The organism is Nocardioides sp. LMS-CY (assembly GCF_018732145.1).
In the GTDB taxonomy this organism is placed as follows: Bacteria; Actinomycetota; Actinomycetes; order Propionibacteriales; family Nocardioidaceae; genus Nocardioides; species Nocardioides soli.
In genome coordinates, this window is record NZ_CP076104.1 from 4,080,839 (window position 1) to 4,099,877 (window position 19,039).

At 71.7% G+C, this 19,039-nt stretch carries 20 protein-coding genes; 7 read left to right on the plus strand and 13 right to left on the minus strand.

From position 1 onward, the window contains the following. The first annotated feature begins 22 nt into the window (after positions 1-22). Positions 23-793: an SDR family NAD(P)-dependent oxidoreductase gene (locus KM427_RS19360; RefSeq protein WP_215524982.1), complete on the plus strand. Its 771-nt coding sequence runs from the start codon at positions 23-25 to the stop codon at positions 791-793. Here the strand turns inward: KM427_RS19360 and KM427_RS19365 are convergent. From KM427_RS19365 to KM427_RS19405, 9 genes are all read right to left on the minus strand, one after another. Further along, the gene (locus tag KM427_RS19365) at positions 762-1,661 is read right to left on the minus strand and encodes a PHP domain-containing protein (RefSeq protein WP_215524983.1); all 900 of its coding nucleotides are present in this window, start codon (positions 1,659-1,661) and stop codon (positions 762-764) included. The two genes, KM427_RS19360 and KM427_RS19365, sit on opposite strands and share 32 nt — an antisense overlap. Positions 1,662-1,988: 327 nt before the next feature. Beyond that, on the minus strand, positions 1,989-3,404 hold the full coding sequence (locus KM427_RS19370) for an IS1380 family transposase (RefSeq protein WP_286674204.1): 1,416 nt from the start codon (positions 3,402-3,404) through the stop codon (positions 1,989-1,991). A gap of 137 nt (positions 3,405-3,541) precedes the next feature. Continuing rightward, positions 3,542-4,177, minus strand: a complete 636-nt coding sequence (locus tag KM427_RS19375) for a DUF6758 family protein (protein ID WP_183591440.1) — start codon at positions 4,175-4,177, stop codon at positions 3,542-3,544. 140 nt (positions 4,178-4,317) lie between these two features. Then, positions 4,318-4,836, minus strand: a complete 519-nt coding sequence (gene purE / locus KM427_RS19380; protein WP_215524984.1) for a 5-(carboxyamino)imidazole ribonucleotide mutase — start codon at positions 4,834-4,836, stop codon at positions 4,318-4,320. 1 nt (position 4,837) lies between these two features. Beyond that, a complete protein-coding gene (locus KM427_RS19385; protein WP_215527688.1) occupies positions 4,838-5,956 on the minus strand; it encodes a 5-(carboxyamino)imidazole ribonucleotide synthase in 1,119 nt (372 codons plus the stop codon). 88 nt (positions 5,957-6,044) lie between these two features. Continuing rightward, positions 6,045-6,362, minus strand: a complete 318-nt coding sequence (locus KM427_RS19390) for a winged helix-turn-helix domain-containing protein (protein WP_183591442.1) — start codon at positions 6,360-6,362, stop codon at positions 6,045-6,047. Positions 6,363-6,425: 63 nt separating this feature from the next. Continuing rightward, positions 6,426-7,433, minus strand: a complete 1,008-nt coding sequence (locus KM427_RS19395; RefSeq protein WP_183591443.1) for an adenylate/guanylate cyclase domain-containing protein — start codon at positions 7,431-7,433, stop codon at positions 6,426-6,428. Continuing rightward, a complete protein-coding gene (locus tag KM427_RS19400) occupies positions 7,420-7,920 on the minus strand; it encodes a PH domain-containing protein (protein WP_183591444.1) in 501 nt (166 codons plus the stop codon). Before KM427_RS19400 ends, KM427_RS19395 begins: the two co-directional genes overlap by 14 nt. A 26-nt stretch (positions 7,921-7,946) precedes the next feature. After that, positions 7,947-8,750: a biotin--[acetyl-CoA-carboxylase] ligase gene (locus KM427_RS19405; RefSeq protein ID WP_215524985.1), complete on the minus strand. Its 804-nt coding sequence runs from the start codon at positions 8,748-8,750 to the stop codon at positions 7,947-7,949. A gap of 82 nt (positions 8,751-8,832) precedes the next feature. On the opposite strand from KM427_RS19405, the gene KM427_RS19410 reads away from it, so the two are divergent. The 4 genes from KM427_RS19410 (at position 8,833) to KM427_RS19425 (ending at position 13,397) form a co-directional block, all read left to right on the plus strand. Next, on the plus strand, positions 8,833-10,452 hold the full coding sequence (locus tag KM427_RS19410; RefSeq protein WP_215524986.1) for an acyl-CoA carboxylase subunit beta: 1,620 nt from the start codon (positions 8,833-8,835) through the stop codon (positions 10,450-10,452). A 65-nt stretch (positions 10,453-10,517) separates the two neighbouring features. Further along, on the plus strand, positions 10,518-10,757 hold the full coding sequence (locus KM427_RS19415; protein WP_215524987.1) for an acyl-CoA carboxylase epsilon subunit: 240 nt from the start codon (positions 10,518-10,520) through the stop codon (positions 10,755-10,757). Between the two features lie 390 nt (positions 10,758-11,147). Continuing rightward, positions 11,148-12,620: a glycosyltransferase family 2 protein gene (locus tag KM427_RS19420; protein WP_183591447.1), complete on the plus strand. Its 1,473-nt coding sequence runs from the start codon at positions 11,148-11,150 to the stop codon at positions 12,618-12,620. Between the two features lie 33 nt (positions 12,621-12,653). Then, positions 12,654-13,397 (plus strand): hypothetical protein, encoded by a 744-nt coding sequence (locus tag KM427_RS19425; RefSeq protein WP_215524988.1) that lies wholly within the window; start codon positions 12,654-12,656, stop codon positions 13,395-13,397. A 99-nt stretch (positions 13,398-13,496) separates the two neighbouring features. Here the strand turns inward: KM427_RS19425 and KM427_RS25755 are convergent, their stop codons facing one another. The 3 genes from KM427_RS25755 to KM427_RS19440 all read right to left on the minus strand — a co-directional run bounded on the left by KM427_RS25755 (position 13,497) and on the right by KM427_RS19440 (position 17,083). Continuing rightward, positions 13,497-14,540 (minus strand): response regulator transcription factor, encoded by a 1,044-nt coding sequence (locus tag KM427_RS25755; protein WP_215524989.1) that lies wholly within the window; start codon positions 14,538-14,540, stop codon positions 13,497-13,499. A gap of 85 nt (positions 14,541-14,625) precedes the next feature. After that, positions 14,626-15,615: a glycoside hydrolase family 6 protein gene (locus KM427_RS19435; RefSeq protein WP_183591450.1), complete on the minus strand. Its 990-nt coding sequence runs from the start codon at positions 15,613-15,615 to the stop codon at positions 14,626-14,628. A 37-nt stretch (positions 15,616-15,652) separates the two neighbouring features. Then, positions 15,653-17,083: an MFS transporter gene (locus KM427_RS19440; RefSeq protein WP_183591451.1), complete on the minus strand. Its 1,431-nt coding sequence runs from the start codon at positions 17,081-17,083 to the stop codon at positions 15,653-15,655. A 73-nt stretch (positions 17,084-17,156) separates the two neighbouring features. Here KM427_RS19440 and KM427_RS19445 point away from each other — a divergent pair, with 73 nt between their 5' ends. Together KM427_RS19445 and KM427_RS19450 are read left to right on the plus strand one after the other, a co-directional pair. Continuing rightward, the gene (locus KM427_RS19445) at positions 17,157-17,762 is read left to right on the plus strand and encodes a TetR/AcrR family transcriptional regulator (protein ID WP_246389976.1); all 606 of its coding nucleotides are present in this window, start codon (positions 17,157-17,159) and stop codon (positions 17,760-17,762) included. Further along, a complete protein-coding gene (locus KM427_RS19450) occupies positions 17,759-18,370 on the plus strand; it encodes a Maf family protein (RefSeq protein ID WP_215524991.1) in 612 nt (203 codons plus the stop codon). The genes KM427_RS19445 and KM427_RS19450 overlap by 4 nt, the downstream gene beginning before the upstream one ends. Here KM427_RS19450 and KM427_RS19455 read toward each other — a convergent pair. Continuing rightward, positions 18,303-18,926, minus strand: coding sequence for a GtrA family protein (locus tag KM427_RS19455; RefSeq protein WP_183591453.1), 624 nt, complete (start codon positions 18,924-18,926; stop codon positions 18,303-18,305). The two genes, KM427_RS19450 and KM427_RS19455, sit on opposite strands and share 68 nt — an antisense overlap. Between the last annotated feature and the right edge of the window lie 113 nt (positions 18,927-19,039).

Here is a 19,039-nt window from a genome sequence, read left to right on the forward strand (position 1 = left end):
GACACCTGCTTGACTCGACGGCATGTCCGACTCGAGGCACACCGCGCTCGTCACCGGCGCCACCGCCGGCATCGGCCGCTCCTTCGCCCACCAGCTCGCCGGCCGGGGCCACGACCTGGTGCTGGTCGCGCGGGACCGCGAGCGACTGGAGTCCGAGGCCGAGCTGCTGCGCTCGACGTACGCCGTCGACGTGGAGGTGCTGCCGGCCGACCTGGTCGACCGCGGGCAGCTGGCCGCGGTCGAGGCCCGGCTCGCCGACCGCGACCGCCCGGTCGACCTGCTGGTCAACAACGCCGGCTTCGGCCTGAAGAGGCGCTTCCTGGACAACGCGGTCGACGACGAGCAGGCGATGCTCGACGTGCTGGTGACGGCGGTGATGCGGCTGAGCCACGCCGCGCTGGGCCCGATGGCCGAGCGCGGTCGCGGCGGCGTCATCAACGTCTCGAGCGTGGCGTCGTTCCTGCCCCGCGGCAGCTACAGCGCCGCCAAGGCGTGGGTGAACTCCTTCTCCGAGTGGGCCGCCTACGAGTATCGCGACCGGGGCGTCACCGTGACCTGCCTGTGCCCGGGGTTCACCAGGACGGAGTTCCACGAGCGGATGGACGTCTCGCGCGGCTCCGCGCCGGGCTTCCTGTGGCTCGACGCCGACGAGCTGGTGGCGACCGCGCTCGACGACCACGAGAAGGGCCGGGTGTGGTCGATCCCGAGCCCGCAGTACCGCGTGATCGCCCGGCTGGCGCGGATCGTCCCGACCCCGCTGCTCAGGCGGTTCCAGTCGCTCGGCCGGCGGTGACCACGGTCGGCGTCGCCCGCCCGCTGCGCGCGGACGCGTCGGCGGCGAGCGCCAGCAGCCGCTCCAGCTCCGCGGGGTGCGTGGTGTTGCAGCCGAGGTCGTGGTCGGCCTTGCCGATCCCGTGGTAGTCGCTCGACCCGGTGGCGACCAGGCCGAGGTCGCGGGCCATCGCCCGCAGCCGGTCCCGGGTCGCCGGATCATGGTCCTGGTGGTCGACCTCGATGCCGGCCAGCCCCACCGCCTGCAGCTCCGCGAGCGTCGCCTCGTCGGGGCGGCCCAGGCCGCCGCGTCCCCACGGATGCGCGATGACCGACACCCCGCCGGCGCCGGCGACCGCCCGGATCGTGGTCTCCAGCGGGGCGGCGTAGCGGTCGACGTGGGCGGGCCTGCCCCAGCCGAGGTAGCGGTCGAACGCCTCGGTGCGGTCGACGACCACCCCGAGGGTGACCAGCGCGTCGGCGACGTGCGGACGCCCCGACGCGACCGCGCCCGCCGACGCCCGGCGTACGTCGTCCTGGGTGATGTCGATGCCCAGGCCGTTGAGCCGCTCGACCATCGTCGGCACCCGCTCGGCCCGACCGTGGAGCACCTTTTGGAGCTCCGCGGCCAGCGGCGGGTAGGCCGGGTCGGGCAGGTAGGCCAGCAGGTGCACGCTGCGCCCGTGGTGGCGGGTGCTGATCTCCATGCCCGGCACGAGCGTGAGCCCGACGTCGTCGGCGGCGGCCGCCGCCTCGGTCCAGCCCTCGGCGGTGTCGTGGTCGGTGATCGCCAGCACGTCGAGGCCGGCGCGCGCCGCGGCGTGCACCAACTCGGTCGGGGTGTCGGTGCCGTCGCTGGCGCGTGAGTGCGTGTGCAGGTCGATGCGCACAGGCGTCACCCTAGATGACCGATTCCAGGGTCTCGCACGCTGCGCGACGCTCAGCATCCGCGCTGGCTGCGTTGCCAGCGCTCGAAAGACGCCCCGGTCTGCCTTCGCGCCGGCGCCTGGCCAGCGCGGCGCTGAGCGCCGCTCGCCTGCACGACACCCTGGAATCACTCTTCTAGCCTCGATCTTTCGTGAGTCCGGTCCGGCCGGGTCTGCTGCGGGTTCGCGGGATGCGGCCTGCGAAGTGCGTGCTCGGCCGTCGGCGCTGTGTTCGCCGGTTCTCCGATGTCCTGGTCGTGGGAGCGGGTTCGGGTCCTTGGTTGCACGTGGTCAGGCGGCGCGGAGTGCGTGCCAACCGGTGTCGATGAGGTGGTTCCAGGGCCAGCCGCGTGGCAGCCGCAGGCGTCTTCGTCGGCCGGTGCGGATGATGCGGCCGGCAACGGCGAGGACGCGGAATCTGAGTCGTTTGGGTTCCCACCGTCGGGCGGGCTCGGTTTCGTCGAAGGCGAGGATCTGGGACCAGGCCAGCAGGTCGGCGGCCAGGGTGACGATCTCGATCCAGATCCGGTTGTGGGCGTAGCCGTGGAAGGGCAGGTTCCGTAGCCCGGTGTCTTTCAGGGCGCGGATCCGGTCCTCGCAGCGGGCGCGTTGGCGGTGCCGGACCTCCAGGTCGGCCAGCCGCCAGCCGGCGGAACGTGGCGTGTTGGTGGCGAAGCAGGTGACCCGCCAGCCGTTGTGGTCGGTCAACCGGAGCTGGGCGCCGGGATGGGGACGCTCCCGGCGGGCGATGACCCGCATCCCGGCCGGCCACTCCTGCGGGCCGAACCGTGCCGGGGACCGACCCGGCTTAGTCGGGGTCGGCATCCACGCGGTCAGCTCGGCGACCTGCGCCCCATCACGCGGCTGTCCGTCGGAGTCGACCGCAGCCCGCCAGGCCTGCTCGGGGATCGCCTCGATCGCGGCCTGCACGCCTTCGCGGCCGGGGAACCCGATCGAGTATTCCAGGCCGGTGTCGGTGATGCGGTGCAAGAACGCCTTGGAGCAGGCGCCGGTGTCCGCACGCACCAACACCTGGTCCCGCTCATGGGCGGGCAGTTGTTCGAGTGCGTTGTCGAGGACGGTGATGTGGTCGGCGCTGGCCCATGCAGAGGCCGTCCCGGGTCGCAGGTCGATCGCCAGGGGTTCGCCGGTGCCGTGCTCACCGTGGTCGACGAACGCGCACATCGGGTGGAACCCGAAGCCCTTCTTGAACGTGGGTCCGGCGCCCTCCTTGTCCGAGTGCGCGGTCACCAGCGTGGCGTCCAGGTCGACGATCACCTGCCCGCCCGCCCGACGGCCAGGAGCACCGGCCAGCGGCCGCCGTCGGGCCCACACCCGGGCCCGAGCCTGGGCGTGCGCGGCCCGGATCGCGGCCACCGCGCCGTCGACATCGACAGCCAGGCTCGCGACCAGCCGCGAAATCGTCGGGTCCGAGGCCACCGGCCCGAACACCTCCGGCTGCGCGCGGATCGCGGCGACATCGGCCAGACAGTCACCACCCAGCGCGACCGCGGCCGCGACATCGAGCAGCACCTTGCCCGGATCATGTGTCGCCCGGGCCGGGCGCCACGGCGCGAGCGCCGCCACCAGGCCGCGGTCCAGGCCCGCGACCCGGATCGCCTCCTTCAACAACAGCGCCCCCGACGACGAGACCAACGACTCGCGGACGGGATCGAGAACCAGACTCGGGACCGGGCTACCCTTCACCTACGGAGTGCCTTTCCGTGCGGTTGCTTGAGACGTCGCAATCCCAAGTTTCCCGCTCAGGACAGGCACTTCCGTGCGTTCACGGCCGGTGTCGCCCAATCAGAGACGAAATCCCGAGGCTAGAGGCTCCACGGACCTCACCAGCCGGGCCGGTGCCCGCCGAAGGGCAGCTCGACCAGCTGCGGGCCGGCGGCCGACACGTCGCGCAGGATCCAGTCGTCGCGCAGGAGCAGCAGGGCCGAGGCCGGCCGGAGCACGATCCAGAGCCACCTCCCGGCGGCCTCCCCGGCCAGCACGGACCGGTCGAACTCGCCGTCGAAGCCGCTCGTCGAGATGTCCCACAGGTTGACGGACTGGCTGCCGATCCGCACCCGCGCCGACGGCGCGCGGTCGCCGATCTCGTGCCCGGGGTCGGTGTAGCGGGTGCCGGCACAGCGGGCGCCCAGCCCGGTGCCCGCCTCCTCCGCGACGACCAGCACGTCGACCGGACCGTCGAGCTCGCTGGTGCCCGAGGTGCAGGTCAGCGCCGCCGTCGCCCGGCCCGGCCGCGCGGCGACCACCGCGAAGTCGGTCACCGACCAGCCCGGGCTCATCGGCCACGGCACGTAGGTCGGGAAGGTCCCGGCCGTGCGCAGGTGCTCCGCGAACGCGTCGTACGACGCCTCGGGCGCACGCCACAGCGGCCCGGTCGCGCCGTGCTCGGGACAGGACCACTCGCCGTCCGACTCGACCACCGGTGCCGAGCAGAGCACGCAGCCCGCCGTCAGCGACATGCGACCACGGTGCGGATCTCGGCGGCGTGCGTCAAGGGGTGAGGCCGGTGGTTTCGAGGCTCAGGCCTGGCGGCCTTCGCACCTCAACCACCGTGACGGTGGTTGAGGTGCGACGAGCGCCAGCGAGGAGCCTCGAAACCCTAGAAGCCGACGCGCCGTCCACCCGCGTCGCCGCGGACGACCTTGCCCTTCTCCTGCGCGGACTCGCGCAGCTCGGCCTGGAACGTCCGCATCCGCTCCTGGAGCGCAGGGTCGGTGGCGGCGAGGATGCGCACGGCGAGCAGGCCGGCGTTGCGCGCCCCGCCGACGGCGACGGTGGCCACCGGGACACCCGCGGGCATCTGCACGATCGAGAGCAGGGAGTCCATGCCGTCGAGGTACTTCAACGGCACCGGCACGCCGATCACCGGCAGCGGCGTCACGGCGGCGAGCATGCCCGGCAGGTGCGCCGCTCCCCCGGCGCCCGCGATGATCACCGACAGGCCGCGCTCGGCGGCCTCACGCCCGTAGGCCAGCATCTCCTCGGGCATCCGGTGGGCCGACTTCACGTCGGCCTCGTAGGCGATGTCGAACTCGCCCAGCGCCTCGGCGGCCAGCTTCATCACCGGCCAGTCGGAGTCGGAGCCCATCACGATGCCCACGCGAGGCTGGTCCGCCATCTCACTCACTCTCGTTTCCCAGGTCGCCACGGAACCACGAGGCGGCGTGCCGCGCGCGCTCGAGGCAGTCGTCGAGGTCGTCGCCGTAGGCGTTGACGTGGCCGACCTTGCGGCCGGGCCGCAGCTCCTTGCCGTAGAGGTGCACCCGCAGGTGGGGGTCGCGCGCGAGCGCGTGCGGATAGCCGTCGTAGAGGCGGCCGACGCCCGCGTCGGGGCCGCCGAGGATGTTGACCATCACCGTCCACCGGGCCCGCGGCTCCGGCGCCCCGAGCGGCAGGTCGAGCACGGCGCGCAGGTGGTTCTCGAACTGCGAGGTGACGGCGCCGTCCTGGGTCCAGTGCCCGGTGTTGTGCGGGCGCATCGCGAGCTCGTTGACGAGGATCCGGCCGTCGTCGGTCTCGAACAGCTCGACCGCGAGCACGCCCGTCACGTCGAGCGCGCCGGCGATCCGCAGCGCGATCTCCTGCGCCCGGCCCGCGAGCTCAGGTGACAGGTCGGGCGCCGGCGCGATCACCTCGTGGCAGATGCCGTCCTTCTGCGTCGAGGCGACGACGGGGTACGCCGCGGCCTGACCGCTGGGCGAGCGGGCGACGAGCGCGGAGAGCTCGCGCCGGAAGTCGACGAGCTCCTCGGCGATGATCCGCACGCCCGACGTGGTCGCGGCCGCGAACGCCTCCGCACCGACCTTCTCCAGCTCGGCGGCGTCCCGCACGAACCACACGCCCTTGCCGTCGTACCCGCCTCGGGTCGTCTTGAGCACGCACGGGAAGCCGAAGTCCTCGACCTCGGCGGCAGACGTGACGATCGCGTTGCGCGGGCACGGCACGTCGAGGGCCGCGAGCCGCTCACGCATCACGCCCTTGTCCTGGGCGTGCACGAGCGCCTCGGGTCCGGGCCGCACGGCGACGCCGTCGGCCTCGAGGGCGTGCAGGTGCTCGGTCGGCACGTGCTCGTGGTCGAAGGTGACGACCGGGCAGCCCGCGGTCACCTCGCGCAGCGTCGCGAGGTCGCGGTAGTCGCCGACCGTGTGGTCGGGGATCACCTGGGCGGCCGAGACGCCCTCGGCCTCGGCCAGCAGGCGGAGCGGCAGCCCCATCGCGGCCGCCGGCTCGGCCATCATCCGGGCCAGCTGTCCGCCGCCGATCACGGCGAGAGTGGGCGCGAGGGGCGGGGCGGGCTCGGGCACACCCGCAGCCTAGGCGACGTCTTCAGAGCGGCTGCCGGTGGTCCTGGGTCTCGAAACGCAGGCCCTGACCGCGGATCGTCGTGATCAGGAAGGGCTCCCGGGCATCGTCGCCGAGCTTGCGGCGTACCCAGCCCAGGTGCACGTCGATGGTCTTCGACGAGGTCCAGAACGTCGTCTCCCAGACCTCCTCCATCAGCTCGGCCCGGCTGACGATGGTGCCGGCGTGCCGCATCAGGCAGTGCACGAGGTCGAACTCCTTGCGCGACAGGGTGATCTCCTGATCCCCTCGCCACGCGCGACGTTCGTCGGGGTCGAGCCGGATGCCCTGCACCTCGATCACCTGCACACGGTAGGAACGTGATGCGGATCACGGGGTGGATTCGGTGAATTTCCTCGGGTTTGGTCAGGCCCGGCGCACGGCTACCGGTTCGACGATGCCGAAGCCGCGGACCGGGCGGGCGGGCAGCCGCCGGGTCTCGAACTCGTCGGCGGGCAACAGTCCGGCGGTGGCCGCGTCGATGATGATCCGGTTGCGCCGGGCGACGGCGGTCAGCCGCGCGGCCAGGTTGACCGGCGGGCCGAAGACGTCGCCGAGCCGCATCACGACCGACCCACTGGCGAGCCCGAGGCGTACGTCGGGCATCCGCGGGTCGCGACCGACGACGTTGATGATGCCCTCCGCGATGTCGTAGGCGCGGACGGGATCGTCGCTGACGAAGAGCACCGAGTCGCCGATGCTCTTGATGACCCGGCCGCGCTGCGCGGCGACCACGTCGGCGCACCGGGACTCGAAGAGCTCGACCAGGTCGCCGATGCGGTCCTCGCTCAACCGGTTGGAGAGCGCAGTGAAGCTGACGATGTCGGCGAAGCCGACGGTGAGCTGGACCGTGTTGAGGTCCTCCTCGTTGGCCCGCAGCGCCTCGACGCGAGCGACGGCCGCCGCGAGATGCCGGCGCCACACGTAGATCAGCAGCTCCTCGAACGGCGCGCTGAGGTCGTCGACGAGGCGCAGCGCCGAGACCGTGCGGCTGTCGGTGCCCTCCGGGTCGCCGGCCAACTCCTCGACGCGGGTGACCAGCGTCGAGACCTCCCAGTCGGCGAGCCGGGCCATGGTCTGACCGACCGCGCGGGTCAGGTTCAGCGCCAGGTCGAAGTCGACCGCGCCCGACCGCACGATGGCCAGCATCGACGACAGCGCCTCGGCATCGGCGTCGGTGAACGCGGTCTCGAGGCCGTGCTCCGGGAAGCCCAGCGCCCGCCAGAGCCGGCGCGCCTCCTCGATCGTCACCCCGGTGCGGGTCGCGATCTCCGCGGCGTTGAAGGTCGGCGCCTCGCCGAGGATCGCGCGCTCGAGGTCCTTGGGGCCCCGGCCGCCCTCGGTGGACTCGTGCGGCTGGTCAGACTCCGTCATGTCCGCCCGAGCGGTCGTGGATCCTCTGGAGCATCTCGTTGACCTTCCGCTGGGTCTCCTCGACCCGCGGGATGTCGTGGAGCTTGATCGTGCCGTGCGTGCTCGCGTCCGAGATCAGCAGCGTGCCGCAGCCCAGCATCCGGTCGATCAGGCCGAACTCGTAGGCGATGTCGCTGATCCGGGCCAGCGGCATGTCGTGGCCGCGGCGCACCAGGACGCCGCTGCGGGTGATCAGCCGCCGGTCGGTGAAGGTGTACGACGCGGTCGCCCAGACGATCACCGGCCGCAGCACCCACCACACGACGGCGACCGCGACGATCGCCCACACGACGTACGCGACCCTCTGGTCCCACTGCACCTGGACGTAGGTGCCCACCGCCAGCAGCACCACCAGCAGGATCAGCGGCCACAGCAGGGCCTTGACGTGGGTGCGGGTGTCGATGACGACGCTCTCGCCGTCGTTCAGCAGTCTGCGTGAGATGGCCACGGGCAGATCATGTCACCGATCGAGGGCTACCGGGCGGGGCGCACATGGACCACGTCGCCGGCGCCCACGGCGGTGGGGCCCTCCGGCCCGGCCACCACCAGCCGCCCGTCGCGGTCCACTCCGGTGGCCCGCCCGATGAGGGGATCGCCCGAGGGCAGCAGCACCCGGACGTCGCGGCCGACGGTCACGCACGCAGCGGCGTACGACGACGCGAGCCGGTCACGCGCCTGCTCGCCACCGACCTGCCAGGCGTCGTAGGCCTCGACGAGCGCGTTCAGCACCGTCGCCAGCACCTCGGTGCGGTCCGGCTCCGCGCCGCCGGCGATGGCCAGCGACGTCGCGGTGGGCACGGGCAGCTCGTCGGCGGTGACCGACACGTTGAGACCGATCCCGACCACCGCCGCCGGTCCGGTCGGCGTGTCCACCCGCTCGACGAGGATGCCGGCCACCTTGCGGCTCTCGCCCGAGGGGTCGCCGAGCAGGACGTCGTTGGGCCACTTCACGCCGGCGTCGTACCCCGCTCCGCGCAGCGCCTTGGCGACGGTGTGCCCGGTGAGCAACGGCAGCCAGGGCCACTCGGCCGCCGGGACGGTCGGACGCAGCACCACCGAGAACAGCAGCGCCGAGCGCGGCGGGGTCGACCAGCTGCGGTCGAGGCGACCGCGGGCCGCGGTCTGGTGCTCGGCCACGATGACCAGCCCCTCGGGAGCGCCGGCGCGGGCGCGGTCGGCGGCGACGGCGTTCGTCGACGTCACCTCGGGCAGCACCTCGACGTCCAGTCCGGGCGCGAGCGCCGCGAGGCGCCCGGCGTCGAGTGATGGGCGTCTCATGGCATCGCGGGTCACGGGCACTAGATTGGCCCACGGTCCCAACACCGTGTCAGTAGGCCTGTCGAAGAGGAGCCGACCCCCCATGAGCGTGCAGCCAGGCGAAGGTACCGACGTCCCCGCCGACATCGACGTCCACACCACGGCGGGCAAGCTCGCCGACCTGGACCGACGTCTCGACGAGGCGGTGCACGCCGGGTCCGCGAAGGCCGTCGAGAAGCAGCACGCCAAGGGCCGCAAGACCGCCCGCGAGCGGATCGAGATGCTCTTCGACGAGGGCTCCTTCGTCGAGCTCGACGAGCTGGCGCGGCACCGCTCCACGGCGTTCGGGCTCGAGAAGAACCGGCCCTACGGCGACGGCGTGGTCACCGGCTACGGCACCATCGACGGCCGCCAGGTGTGCGTGTTCTCCCAGGACTTCACCGTCTTCGGCGGCTCGTTGGGCGAGGTCTACGGCGAGAAGATCACCAAGGTGATGGACCTCGCCATCAAGACCGGCAGCCCGATCATCGGCATCAACGAGGGTGCCGGCGCCCGCATCCAGGAGGGCGTGGTCTCACTCGGCCTGTACGGCGAGATCTTCCGCCGCAACGTGCACGCCTCGGGCGTGATCCCGCAGATCTCGATGATCATGGGCTCCTGCGCCGGCGGGCACGTCTACTCTCCCGCCGTCACCGACTTCACGATCATGGTCGACGGCACCTCGAACATGTTCATCACCGGCCCCGACGTCATCAAGACCGTCACCGGCGAGGACGTCACGATGGAAGACCTCGGCGGCGCGCGCACGCACAACACCAAGTCCGGCAACGCTCACTACATGGGCTCGGACGAGGAGGACGCGATCGAGTACGTCAAGGCGCTGCTGTCCTACCTGCCGCAGAACAACCTCGACGAGGTCCCGGCGTACGAGGAGGTCGCGGACACCGAGTTCTCGGACCTGGACCGGGCGCTCAACACGATCATCCCGGACTCGCCGAACCAGCCGTACGACATCCGCGACGTGATCACGACCGTCGTGGACGACGAGGAGTTCCTCGAGGTCCAGGAGCTCTTCGCGCCGAACATCGTCGTCGGCTTCGGCCGGGTCGAGGGGCACTCGGTCGGGGTGGTGGCCAACCAGCCGATGCAGTTCGCCGGCACCCTCGACATCGATGCCTCCGAGAAGGCCGCGCGCTTCGTCCGCTTCTGCGACGCCTTCAACATCCCGGTGATCACCTTCGTCGACGTGCCCGGCTTCCTGCCCGGCACCGACCAGGAGTGGAACGGCATCATCCGCCGCGGCGCCAAGCTGATCTACGCCTACGCCGAGGCGACGGTCCCCCTGGTCACGGTGATCACCCGTAAGGCCTACGGCGGCGCGTACGACGTGATGGGCTCCAAGCACCTCGGCGCCGACATGAACCTCGCCTGGCCGACCGCGCAGATCGCGGTGATGGGCGCCCAGGGCGCGGCCAACATCCTGCACCGCAAGACGCTCAAGGCGGTCCAGGACGAGGGTGGGGACGTCGAGGCCAAGCGCGCCGAGCTGATCGACGAGTACGAGACCACGCTCGCCAACCCCTACATCGCCGCCGAGCGCGGGTACGTCGACGCCGTCATCTCGCCCCACGAGACCCGCGTCGAGATCGTCCGCGCGCTCCGGCTGCTCCGCTCCAAGCGGGAGATCCTCCCCGCCAAGAAGCACGGCAACATCCCGCTGTGAGTGGGGTCGCGAGAGCAACCCGCGCCCAGAAGCGACCGCGACCACAGGAGCAGGAGGAGCCCACGGTGAGTGACGAGGCATCCGCAACCCCGGAGACCGTGCCGCAGCGCCCGATGCTGCGCGTCGCCCACGGCGACGCCACGCCCGAGGAGATCGCGGCGATCGTCGCCGTGCTCGCCGCGGCCGGCGACACCCCGTCGCCCGCGCCGCGGCGCGTGCCCGAGTGGGCGGCACACCACCGCCAGGTGCGGCGCGCGCTGCCCCACGGGCCCGGTGGGTGGCGGTCCAGCGCGCTGCCGCGCTGAGGCGTCGCCGTCGCACCTGGCGACCGGCACCCCCGCTCCGGCCTGGCAACCCGTCACGGCCGGGGCATGTGGGCCTCGGGCCAGGTGGGTCGCGGTCCAGCGCTGCCGCCCGGAGGCCGACGTCGTTTCACCGGCCGCCCGGTGAAACGGTGACGACACGCCGCACCGGCCCGGCGTGTCGCGCTCGCTTCCCCTGCCCGAGGGGCAGGTGTGACCGGTCGCACCCCGGGTCGCCTTCCGGGAAATGCCGCCTAGACCACCTGGTCTGGACCATACTTGAGCCGATCTTTGGGATTTCCCGTGTGGCGTCTTGAGGCTGGCCGACCAGACTGAGCGTCACACCATGGGGGTGTCGCACGGGCGGCGCCGTAGCACGGGAGACGAGACCACGTGGACGTGAACGACACGGGCACGCAGCAGTTCGCCGCGACCGGTGACGACCAGTACGTGCGACTCGCGGACCCCGATCTCGCGGCGTACGCCGACCAGTACCAGGGCGAGGTGCAGGAGCTCCCGACCTACCGGCCCACGGTCGGCTGCATCATCCCGGCCTACAACGAGGCCGAGACCATCGCCGGCGTGCTGGACTCACTGCTCCAGCAGACCCGGCTCCCCGACGTCATCCACGTCATCATCAACAACTCCTCCGACGACTCCGTCGAGATCGCCAGCCACTACGCCGGACCGCACAAGCGGATGACGCCGACCGGCGAGCAGGAGACGGCGATCTACGTCCACGACATCGGCAAGAACCCCGACAAGAAGGTCGGTGCGCTCAACTACGGCTACTCCCTGGTCGAGACCATGGACTACCTGCTCGGCGTCGACGGCGACACCACGCCCGAGCCGGACGCCGTGCAGCACCTCGTCGACGAGATCTCGAGCGACGCCCGGATCGGCGGCATCTCCGCGATCTACTCCATCGACGACAGCGCCCTCGACGGCTGGATGTCGAAGTTCCTGATCGCCGGGCAGCGAGCCCAGTTCTCGGCGTTCAACATGCAGAACCTGCTCAAGGGCCGCAACATGGCGGTCCTCGGCGGCCAGTTCTCCATCTTCTCCACGCAGGCGCTGCGCGACGTGCTCAAGGACAGCCACCAGCGCACCCCCTGGGTCAACGACAGCGAGGTCGAGGACTCCCTGCTCTCGCTGCAGATCAAGAGCGCCGGCTACCTCACCAAGATCTCCGCCCGGGCCCGCGCCCACGTGGGCGGCATGACCACGCTGCGGGCGCTCGACGCCCAGCAGGTGAAGTGGAACTTCGGGGCGATCGACCTGATGTGGCCCGGCCAGCGCGGCGACACCCGCGGGCAGCCGTTCCACCCCAACCTGCGACTGCGCTGGTTCGAGCACATGTCGATGGTGCTCAACATCCTCACCCGGACGATGTTCGTGCTGCTGCTCGCGGGCTCGCTCAACATCCACGCGTTCGTGTTCAGCCCGTGGTGGCTGATCCCGCCCGCGGCCGCGATCTGGCTGAACTTCCGGGTCGCCCGGTCCATGGAGTTCGTCAACCGACGCGACTATCTCTTCGCGCTGCTGATGGTCCCGGCCGAGTCGTACATGGTGATCCGGATGGGCCACTTCATCCGGGCGTGGCTGAAGTTCTTCAGCCGCCAGCAGACCGACAACTGGGCGGCGCAGGCGAAGGCCGAGCGCGGCAAGGGCGTCGCGTGGCTCTACCCGTTCGTCGCCTTCCTGTTCATCTTCGCGGTGAGTGCGGCGATCTGGCTCCAGCTCCCGATCAGCCTGCGCTCCGACATCCTGGCGGTGGGCTGGCCCATCCTCGGAGTCATCACCGTCCTCCAGACCGCCTGGATGATCATGAAGGCCATGCGTCGCTACCGCGGCTTCAAGGCCTGATCCCACATGCCCCACGATCCTCAGGAGCGCCGCATGTCCCGCATCCACCCCCGCCCGAGTCTGCGCCGCAGCGCGGTGGCCGTCGCCGCCACGGGCGCGCTGATGCTGACGGGGCTGACCGGCTGCTCCGCGATCGACAGCCTCACCGGCAACGACGACCCATCGGCCGCGCCGTCGGCGACGCCGACGGCGAGCGAGACGCCGTACGACTCGCAGTTCACCCGCGACGGCACGTTCCAGTCCCACATCAACATCGACAACCTCGACTTCGTGTACACGCTCTACCCGACGAAGTCGACGCCGCGCACCAACGAGTGGTACCCGAAGGGCAAGAAGTACTTCTCGTTCACCTTCCAGGCCTACGACCTCGACCGCGACCTGCGGGACCCGTTCCGGACCAAGCGCAAGGTCTACCTCGACCGGATCCGGGTCACCTCGCAGGTGGTGACGTACGACGGGTCGACGTCCGGCGAGGAGCCCTACTCCCTCGACGCCGTGGCCAAGAACGTCACCTTCGATCCCGAGCCGCTGTCGACCAAGTACGGCATGCTGATCACCTCGCCGAAGGGCGCCTTCGAGCTGCGCAACCAGGCGATCCGGCCGACGTCGATGGACACCAAGGGCCTCAACCTGTTCTTCACCGCGACCGTCTGGATGGAGCGGCGCGCCGGGACCGGGAGCTTCGTGAAGAAGAAGGTCAGCCAGAAGGTCCCGATCGCGATCTTCAAGTCCGACCAGCCGACCCAGGCGCAGTCGATCCCGGTCGACGCCAACTGAGCCGGCCCACCGGTTGTAACGCCGGGCTACTGCCTGTTCCCACGGTGCTGCAACACGGTGGGAAGAGCGGGTAACCCGGCGTTACATGCGCGTCGAGCGCTACACCGCCTCGGCGAGCCGGTAGCCCACGCCCCGGACCGTCTCGATGTAGCGCGGCGTCGCCGCGTCGTCGCCGAGCTTGCGGCGCAGGTTGGCGATGTGCACCTCGACGGAGCGCTTGTCGGCCTCGTTGACGAAGTACGACGTGACGTACTGCTGCCCGCGCATGGTCAGCACCAGGTCGGCCTTGCTGCGCACCCGGCGACCGGTGCCCATCAGCGAGGCGAGCAGGTCGAACTCCGTGCGGGTCAAGTCGACGGCCCCGTTGTTGACGGTCACGACGCGGGTCTCGTGGTTGAGCGCCAGGCCGTTGAACTGCATCCAGCCGGTCGACGGGTCGGCGAGCACCGCGCCGTGCTGGGCTGCGGGCTGGGCGACGGGCTGGGGCGCACCCCGGTGCGGCTGCTCGGCCGGCGGCTGCGGAGCGACCTGCGGCGGGGCCTGCTGGGGGGCCGGCGGCGGCGCCGGCACGGTCGGCGGGTGCGCCGGCTGGAAGGGCCGCTGCGGCTGCTGCGCCTGCTGAGGCTCGGACGCCTGCGAGGAGAGCGGCGCGAGCGGGCCGGCCGTGGCCAGGTCGCGCGCGGCCGCGGCGGCCCACGACTCCGGCTCGGGAGCGGCGGGCGCCTCGCGCTCGGCGTCGACCCAACCCTGCGGCTTGTCCATCCGGGTGCGCGGCCGGCGCAGCATCGAGTCGGCGCGGGCGCGCAGCTCGCGGGGACGGAACGGCTTGACCAGGTAGTCGTCGGCACCGGCCTCGAACCCCTGCACGACGTCGATCTCGTCGGCGAGCGCGGTGATCATGATCAGGTAGGTGCTGCTGAACTCGCGCAGCCGCTTGGCGACCGCGAAGCCGTCCATGCCCGGCATGTTCACGTCGAGCGTGGTGATCAGCGGGTTGTGGCGACGGACCGCCTCGACACCGTCGGCGCCGTTCTCGGTCACCACGGTCGTGAAGCCCGACTGGGTCAGCACTATGTCGATCAGGTCACGTACATCGGGGTCGTCCTCGATGATGACCGCAACCCACTCGTTGCCCGACTCCATGAGCCGCAGCCTAACAACGCCGCTGCGCCCGACGGCGACGCGTGGGTCCCCGACTCGCCGCCCGGATCCCACCGCGTCCGGCGCATCACCACCCGGACGCGCCGGCCAGCTCCATCGCGCGGTCGGGCCAGAACTGCCCGGCCGGCGGTCCGCCGTGGCACTCGCCGTCGCTCTCCCCCGGCGGCTTCACCCACACGTAGGCGTCGAGGTTGCCCTGGTCCGTCGCCGCGCCGGGCTCGGTGCCGAACGCCCGGCCCGGTGGGTTGCACCAGTCCTGGCTGGCGCCGAACCCGTTGCGGCCACTGTCGATGACGTAGTGCGCACCGCCGAGCATCCCGCTCAACCGCTCGGCGTAGGCCCGCTCGTCCGCGTCGGTCTGGAAGTTCGAGACGTTGGTCGCGAAGCCGCGCACGTCCTCGACACCGACCTGCTCGAGCAGCCGCGCCAGGTCCTTCGCCTCGACCCAGTGGGAGTGACCGCCGTCGACGTACGTCGTGAGGCCGGCCGCGGCGAGCCGGTCCACGGCGTCGGCGATCAGCCGGACCCGGTCCTCACGGCTCCCGCACTCGAGCACCGAGGCGAGGGCGTCGGGCTCGACGACCACCGCCACGTCGTCGCCCGCCGCGGCGGCGTCGGCGATCTCCTGCACCCACGGGCCGTACCGGTCGGCCGGGAGGCCGCCTCCGGAGAAGCCGCCCGTGCAGTCACGGTCGGGGATGCCGTAGACCACGAAGGTCGGCACCCGGCCGGCCTCGTCCGCCGCGTCGACGATCCGCGTCACGTAGCCGCCGACGTCCCCGGCGGGGTGCTCCTCCGGGGTGAGCCAGATGCCCTGCGGCGTCTCGGCCAGCCGGCGGAAGACCCGCTCCCGATCGGCGTCGCCGGACGCCTTCGCCTGCTCCGCGGCCTGCGCCGTGCGCGAGTCCGGATCGGCGTAGCCCGCGTGGTCGGCGTACGGGTTGACCGCCTGGGCGTCCGCCGGGCCACCGTCACCGCCTCCGGAGCAGGCGGTGAGCCCGGCGAGGGTGGCCAGCAGCAGCGCCGCCGGTGCGGCGGAGGGGCGGCGGAGGAGCACCGCGCCATCATGCCCGAGGCGCGGTCCCCGCCCCGGCTCATCCCGCCCGGCTCGCCCGTCCGGGCGCGAACAGGCTCGCGACGAACGCGATCGCGACGGCGGCGGCACCGGTGATCAGGGCCGGGCCGATCGCACCGTCGTAGCCCCGCGGGTCGAGCGCGCCGCCGTAGCCGAGGAAGACCGCGGTCAGCAGCGCGATGCCGAGTGCCACGCCGAACTCGCGGACCGTGGAGTTCGCGGAGCTGGCGACCGCGAAGTCGCCCTCCGGGAGGCCGTCGAGCACCGCGGTGGCCATCGGCGCGAACGTCAGGCCCATGCCGACGCCGGCCAGGAGCAGTGCCGGGACGAACGCGGAGTACGCCGAGTCCGACTCGGTGAGCCACGCGAACCAGACCAGCGACGCGGTCTGCAGCGCCAGCCCCAGCGCGAGCAGCGGCCGAAGCCCGACCTTCGGCGCCAGCGCCCCGGCGATCGGGGCGACCACCATCGGCGCCGCGGTCCACGGCAGCGTGCGCAGGCCGGCGTCCAGCGGGGAGTAGCCCTGCACGATCTGGAGGTACTGCGCGAGCAGGAAGACCGTGCCGAACATGCCGAGGGTGAAGAACAGCGCGATCACGTTGGCCACCGAGAAGCTGCGCGAGGAGAACAGCCGCAGCGGCAGCACGGCGTACGAGCGGCCCCGGGCCCAGACGACGTACGCCGGCACCAGCAGCGTCGCGAGCGCGAGCGGCACGAGCACCCGCGGGTCGCCCCACCCGTCGTCGTTGCCGTGCACGATCCCCCAGACTCCGAGGAAGACCGCGCCGCCGAGCAGCAGCACGCCGACCAGGTCGAGACGCTGCCAGGCGCCGCGCGACTCCGGGATCGCCGCCAGCAGCAGCGGTGCGGCCACCAGGGCGACCGGCACGTTGAGCCAGAAGATCGCCTCCCAGCTCACGCCCTCCACCACGGCCCCGCCGATCACCGGGCCGAGTGCGACCCCGAGGCCGCTGACCCCGCCCCAGATGCCGATCGCGGCGGCCCGCCTGGCGGGCGGCACCGCGGCCGCGAGCAGCGTCAGCGAGAGCGGCATGATCGCGGCGGCGCCGACGCCCTGCACGGCCCGCGCGACGATCAGCGCCTCCGACGTGGTGCTGAGCGCCGAACCGATCGAGCCGAGCGTGAAGACGGCCAGGCCGACCAGCATCACCCGGCGTCGTCCGAGCCGGTCGCCCAGCGTGGCGGCCGGGAGCATGAACGTGGCGAAGGCGAGCGTGTAGGCGTTCATGAACCAGGAGAGCTCACCGACCGACGAGCCGAGGTCGGCCTTGATCACCGGTAGCGCGCTGGTCATCACCAGGTTGTCCAGCGTGGCCATGAACATCGGGAGCGACGCCGCGAGGACGGCGAGCCACACCGGCGCACGGCGGGACCGGGGCCCGGGGTCGCTGGCGGGGGCGAGCTCCCGCGTCGCGTCGAGAGTGGTCATCACGGCTCCTAGGAAGGCATTGAATGATTACTTAGGTCACGACGGTAAGTAATCGACTGATAACATGTCAACCATGAATGCGGCCGGACGTGCGCAGAAGGTCAGCCGGATGAGCGCCGAGGACCGGCGCGAGCTGGTGCTGGAGGCGGCCACCCGGGCCTTCGCCCGCGGCGGGTATGCGGGCACCAGCACCGACGCGGTGGCCAAGGAGGCCGGCGTCTCCCAGCCGTACGTCGTGCGGATGTTCGGCACCAAGCTCGACCTCTTCCTCGAGGTCTTCGAGCGCGCGGTCGGCCGGATCCGCGACGCGTTCGCGGCGGTGCTCGACGAGGGTCCGTTCGACCCCACGAGCGAGGACGACCGCGCCCGGATGGGCATCGCCTACACCGAGCTGCTGCAGGACCAGGACTTCCTGCAGGTGATGATGCACGGCTTCTCCGCGGGCGGCGTGCCCGAGATCGGGGCGGCCGCCCGGCGCTGCATGGGCGAGGTCTTCGCGACCATCAAGCGCACCGGCTGGGACGACGAGGAGACCCGCGACTTCATCGCCTACGGGATGCTGCTCAACGTGATGATCTCGATGCGCGCCCACGAGCACCTCGACGAGGGCGACCCGCTGACCGCGCTCGCGACGTGCGCGTTCGGTGACGCGATCGAGATGCTTGAATCACCCGCGTGACGGCTCTCGTTCTCGGCTCCGCGTCCCCCGCCCGGCTCCAGACGCTGCGCAACGCCGGCATCGAGCCCACGGTGATCGTGTCCGGGGTCGACGAGTCGCAGCTCGAGGGCCTGCCGCCCGCGGAGCTCGCACTCCAGCTCGCCGAGCTCAAGTGCGCCGCGGTCGCCGAGCGCGGCGACCTGCCGGAGGGTGCGCTCGTGCTCGGCTGCGACTCGGTGCTCGACCTCGACGGCGCCGCGCTCGGCAAGCCCGAGGACGCCGCGGAGGCCGTGCATCGCTGGGAGCGGATGCGCGGCCGCTCGGGCGTGCTGCGCACCGGCCACTGCCTGCGCGACACCGCCACCGGCCGAGTCGCCGCGGCCACGGCGTCGACCACGGTGCACTTCGCCGACCTGGCCGACGAGGAGATCGCGGCGTACATCGCGAGCGGCGAGCCGCTGCACGTCGCCGGGGCGTTCACGGTCGACGGACTCGGTGGTGCGTTCGTGACGGGGATCGACGGCGACCACCACAACGTGGTCGGGGTCAGCCTGCCGCTGCTCAGGGACCTCGTCGCGGAGCTCGGTCACTCGTGGACCGAGCTGTGGACTCCCCGTCCGTCCCGGTGACCTCCAGACCACCCAGACCACCCAGCTCGCCCGGGCCGCCGCCCTCGTCGGTCGGCTGCAGCTCGCTCAGCTCGAAGACCTGGAGCGGGTGGTGCCGCAGCTCGGCCAGGACCACCGGCCGCCGGAAGACCAGCGTGCGGAACAGGTAGAAGCGCGCCACCATGCCCAGGAAGAGCCCGAGCACGTTCGCGGAGACGTTGTCGGAGTAGGGGTCGTCGAGGCCGAGCACGTTGCGGCTGACCCACAGGCACCCGATCGGGATCAGCATGGTGACCAGGTTGATCGCCACGAACATCAGCCGGCCGCCGTCGGCGGTGCGCGGCGGCCGGTCCTTGAAGACCCAGGTGCGACTGCCGCGGTAGCTGATCGTCATGCCGACCACGTTGGCGATCACGAACGCGAGGTAGGGATGGTTGGCGAGCGGCGCGTCCCAGCCGGTGCTGAACCCGTGCAGCAGGAAGTTGAAGATCAGGAACGCGACGATCGTCGCGAGGCCACCGACCGCCAGGAACCGGTATGCCTCGGTGAAGATCCGATGCCACCGGCCACCAGCCATGGGGCCAAGGCTAACCGTTGGGCCCGCTCAGCCCGGTAGCAACCGCCCCGGACCACGTGGCTGAGGTGTGAGGGCCGCCGAGCCCGAACCTCGAGACCTGTCACCCCAGCGGG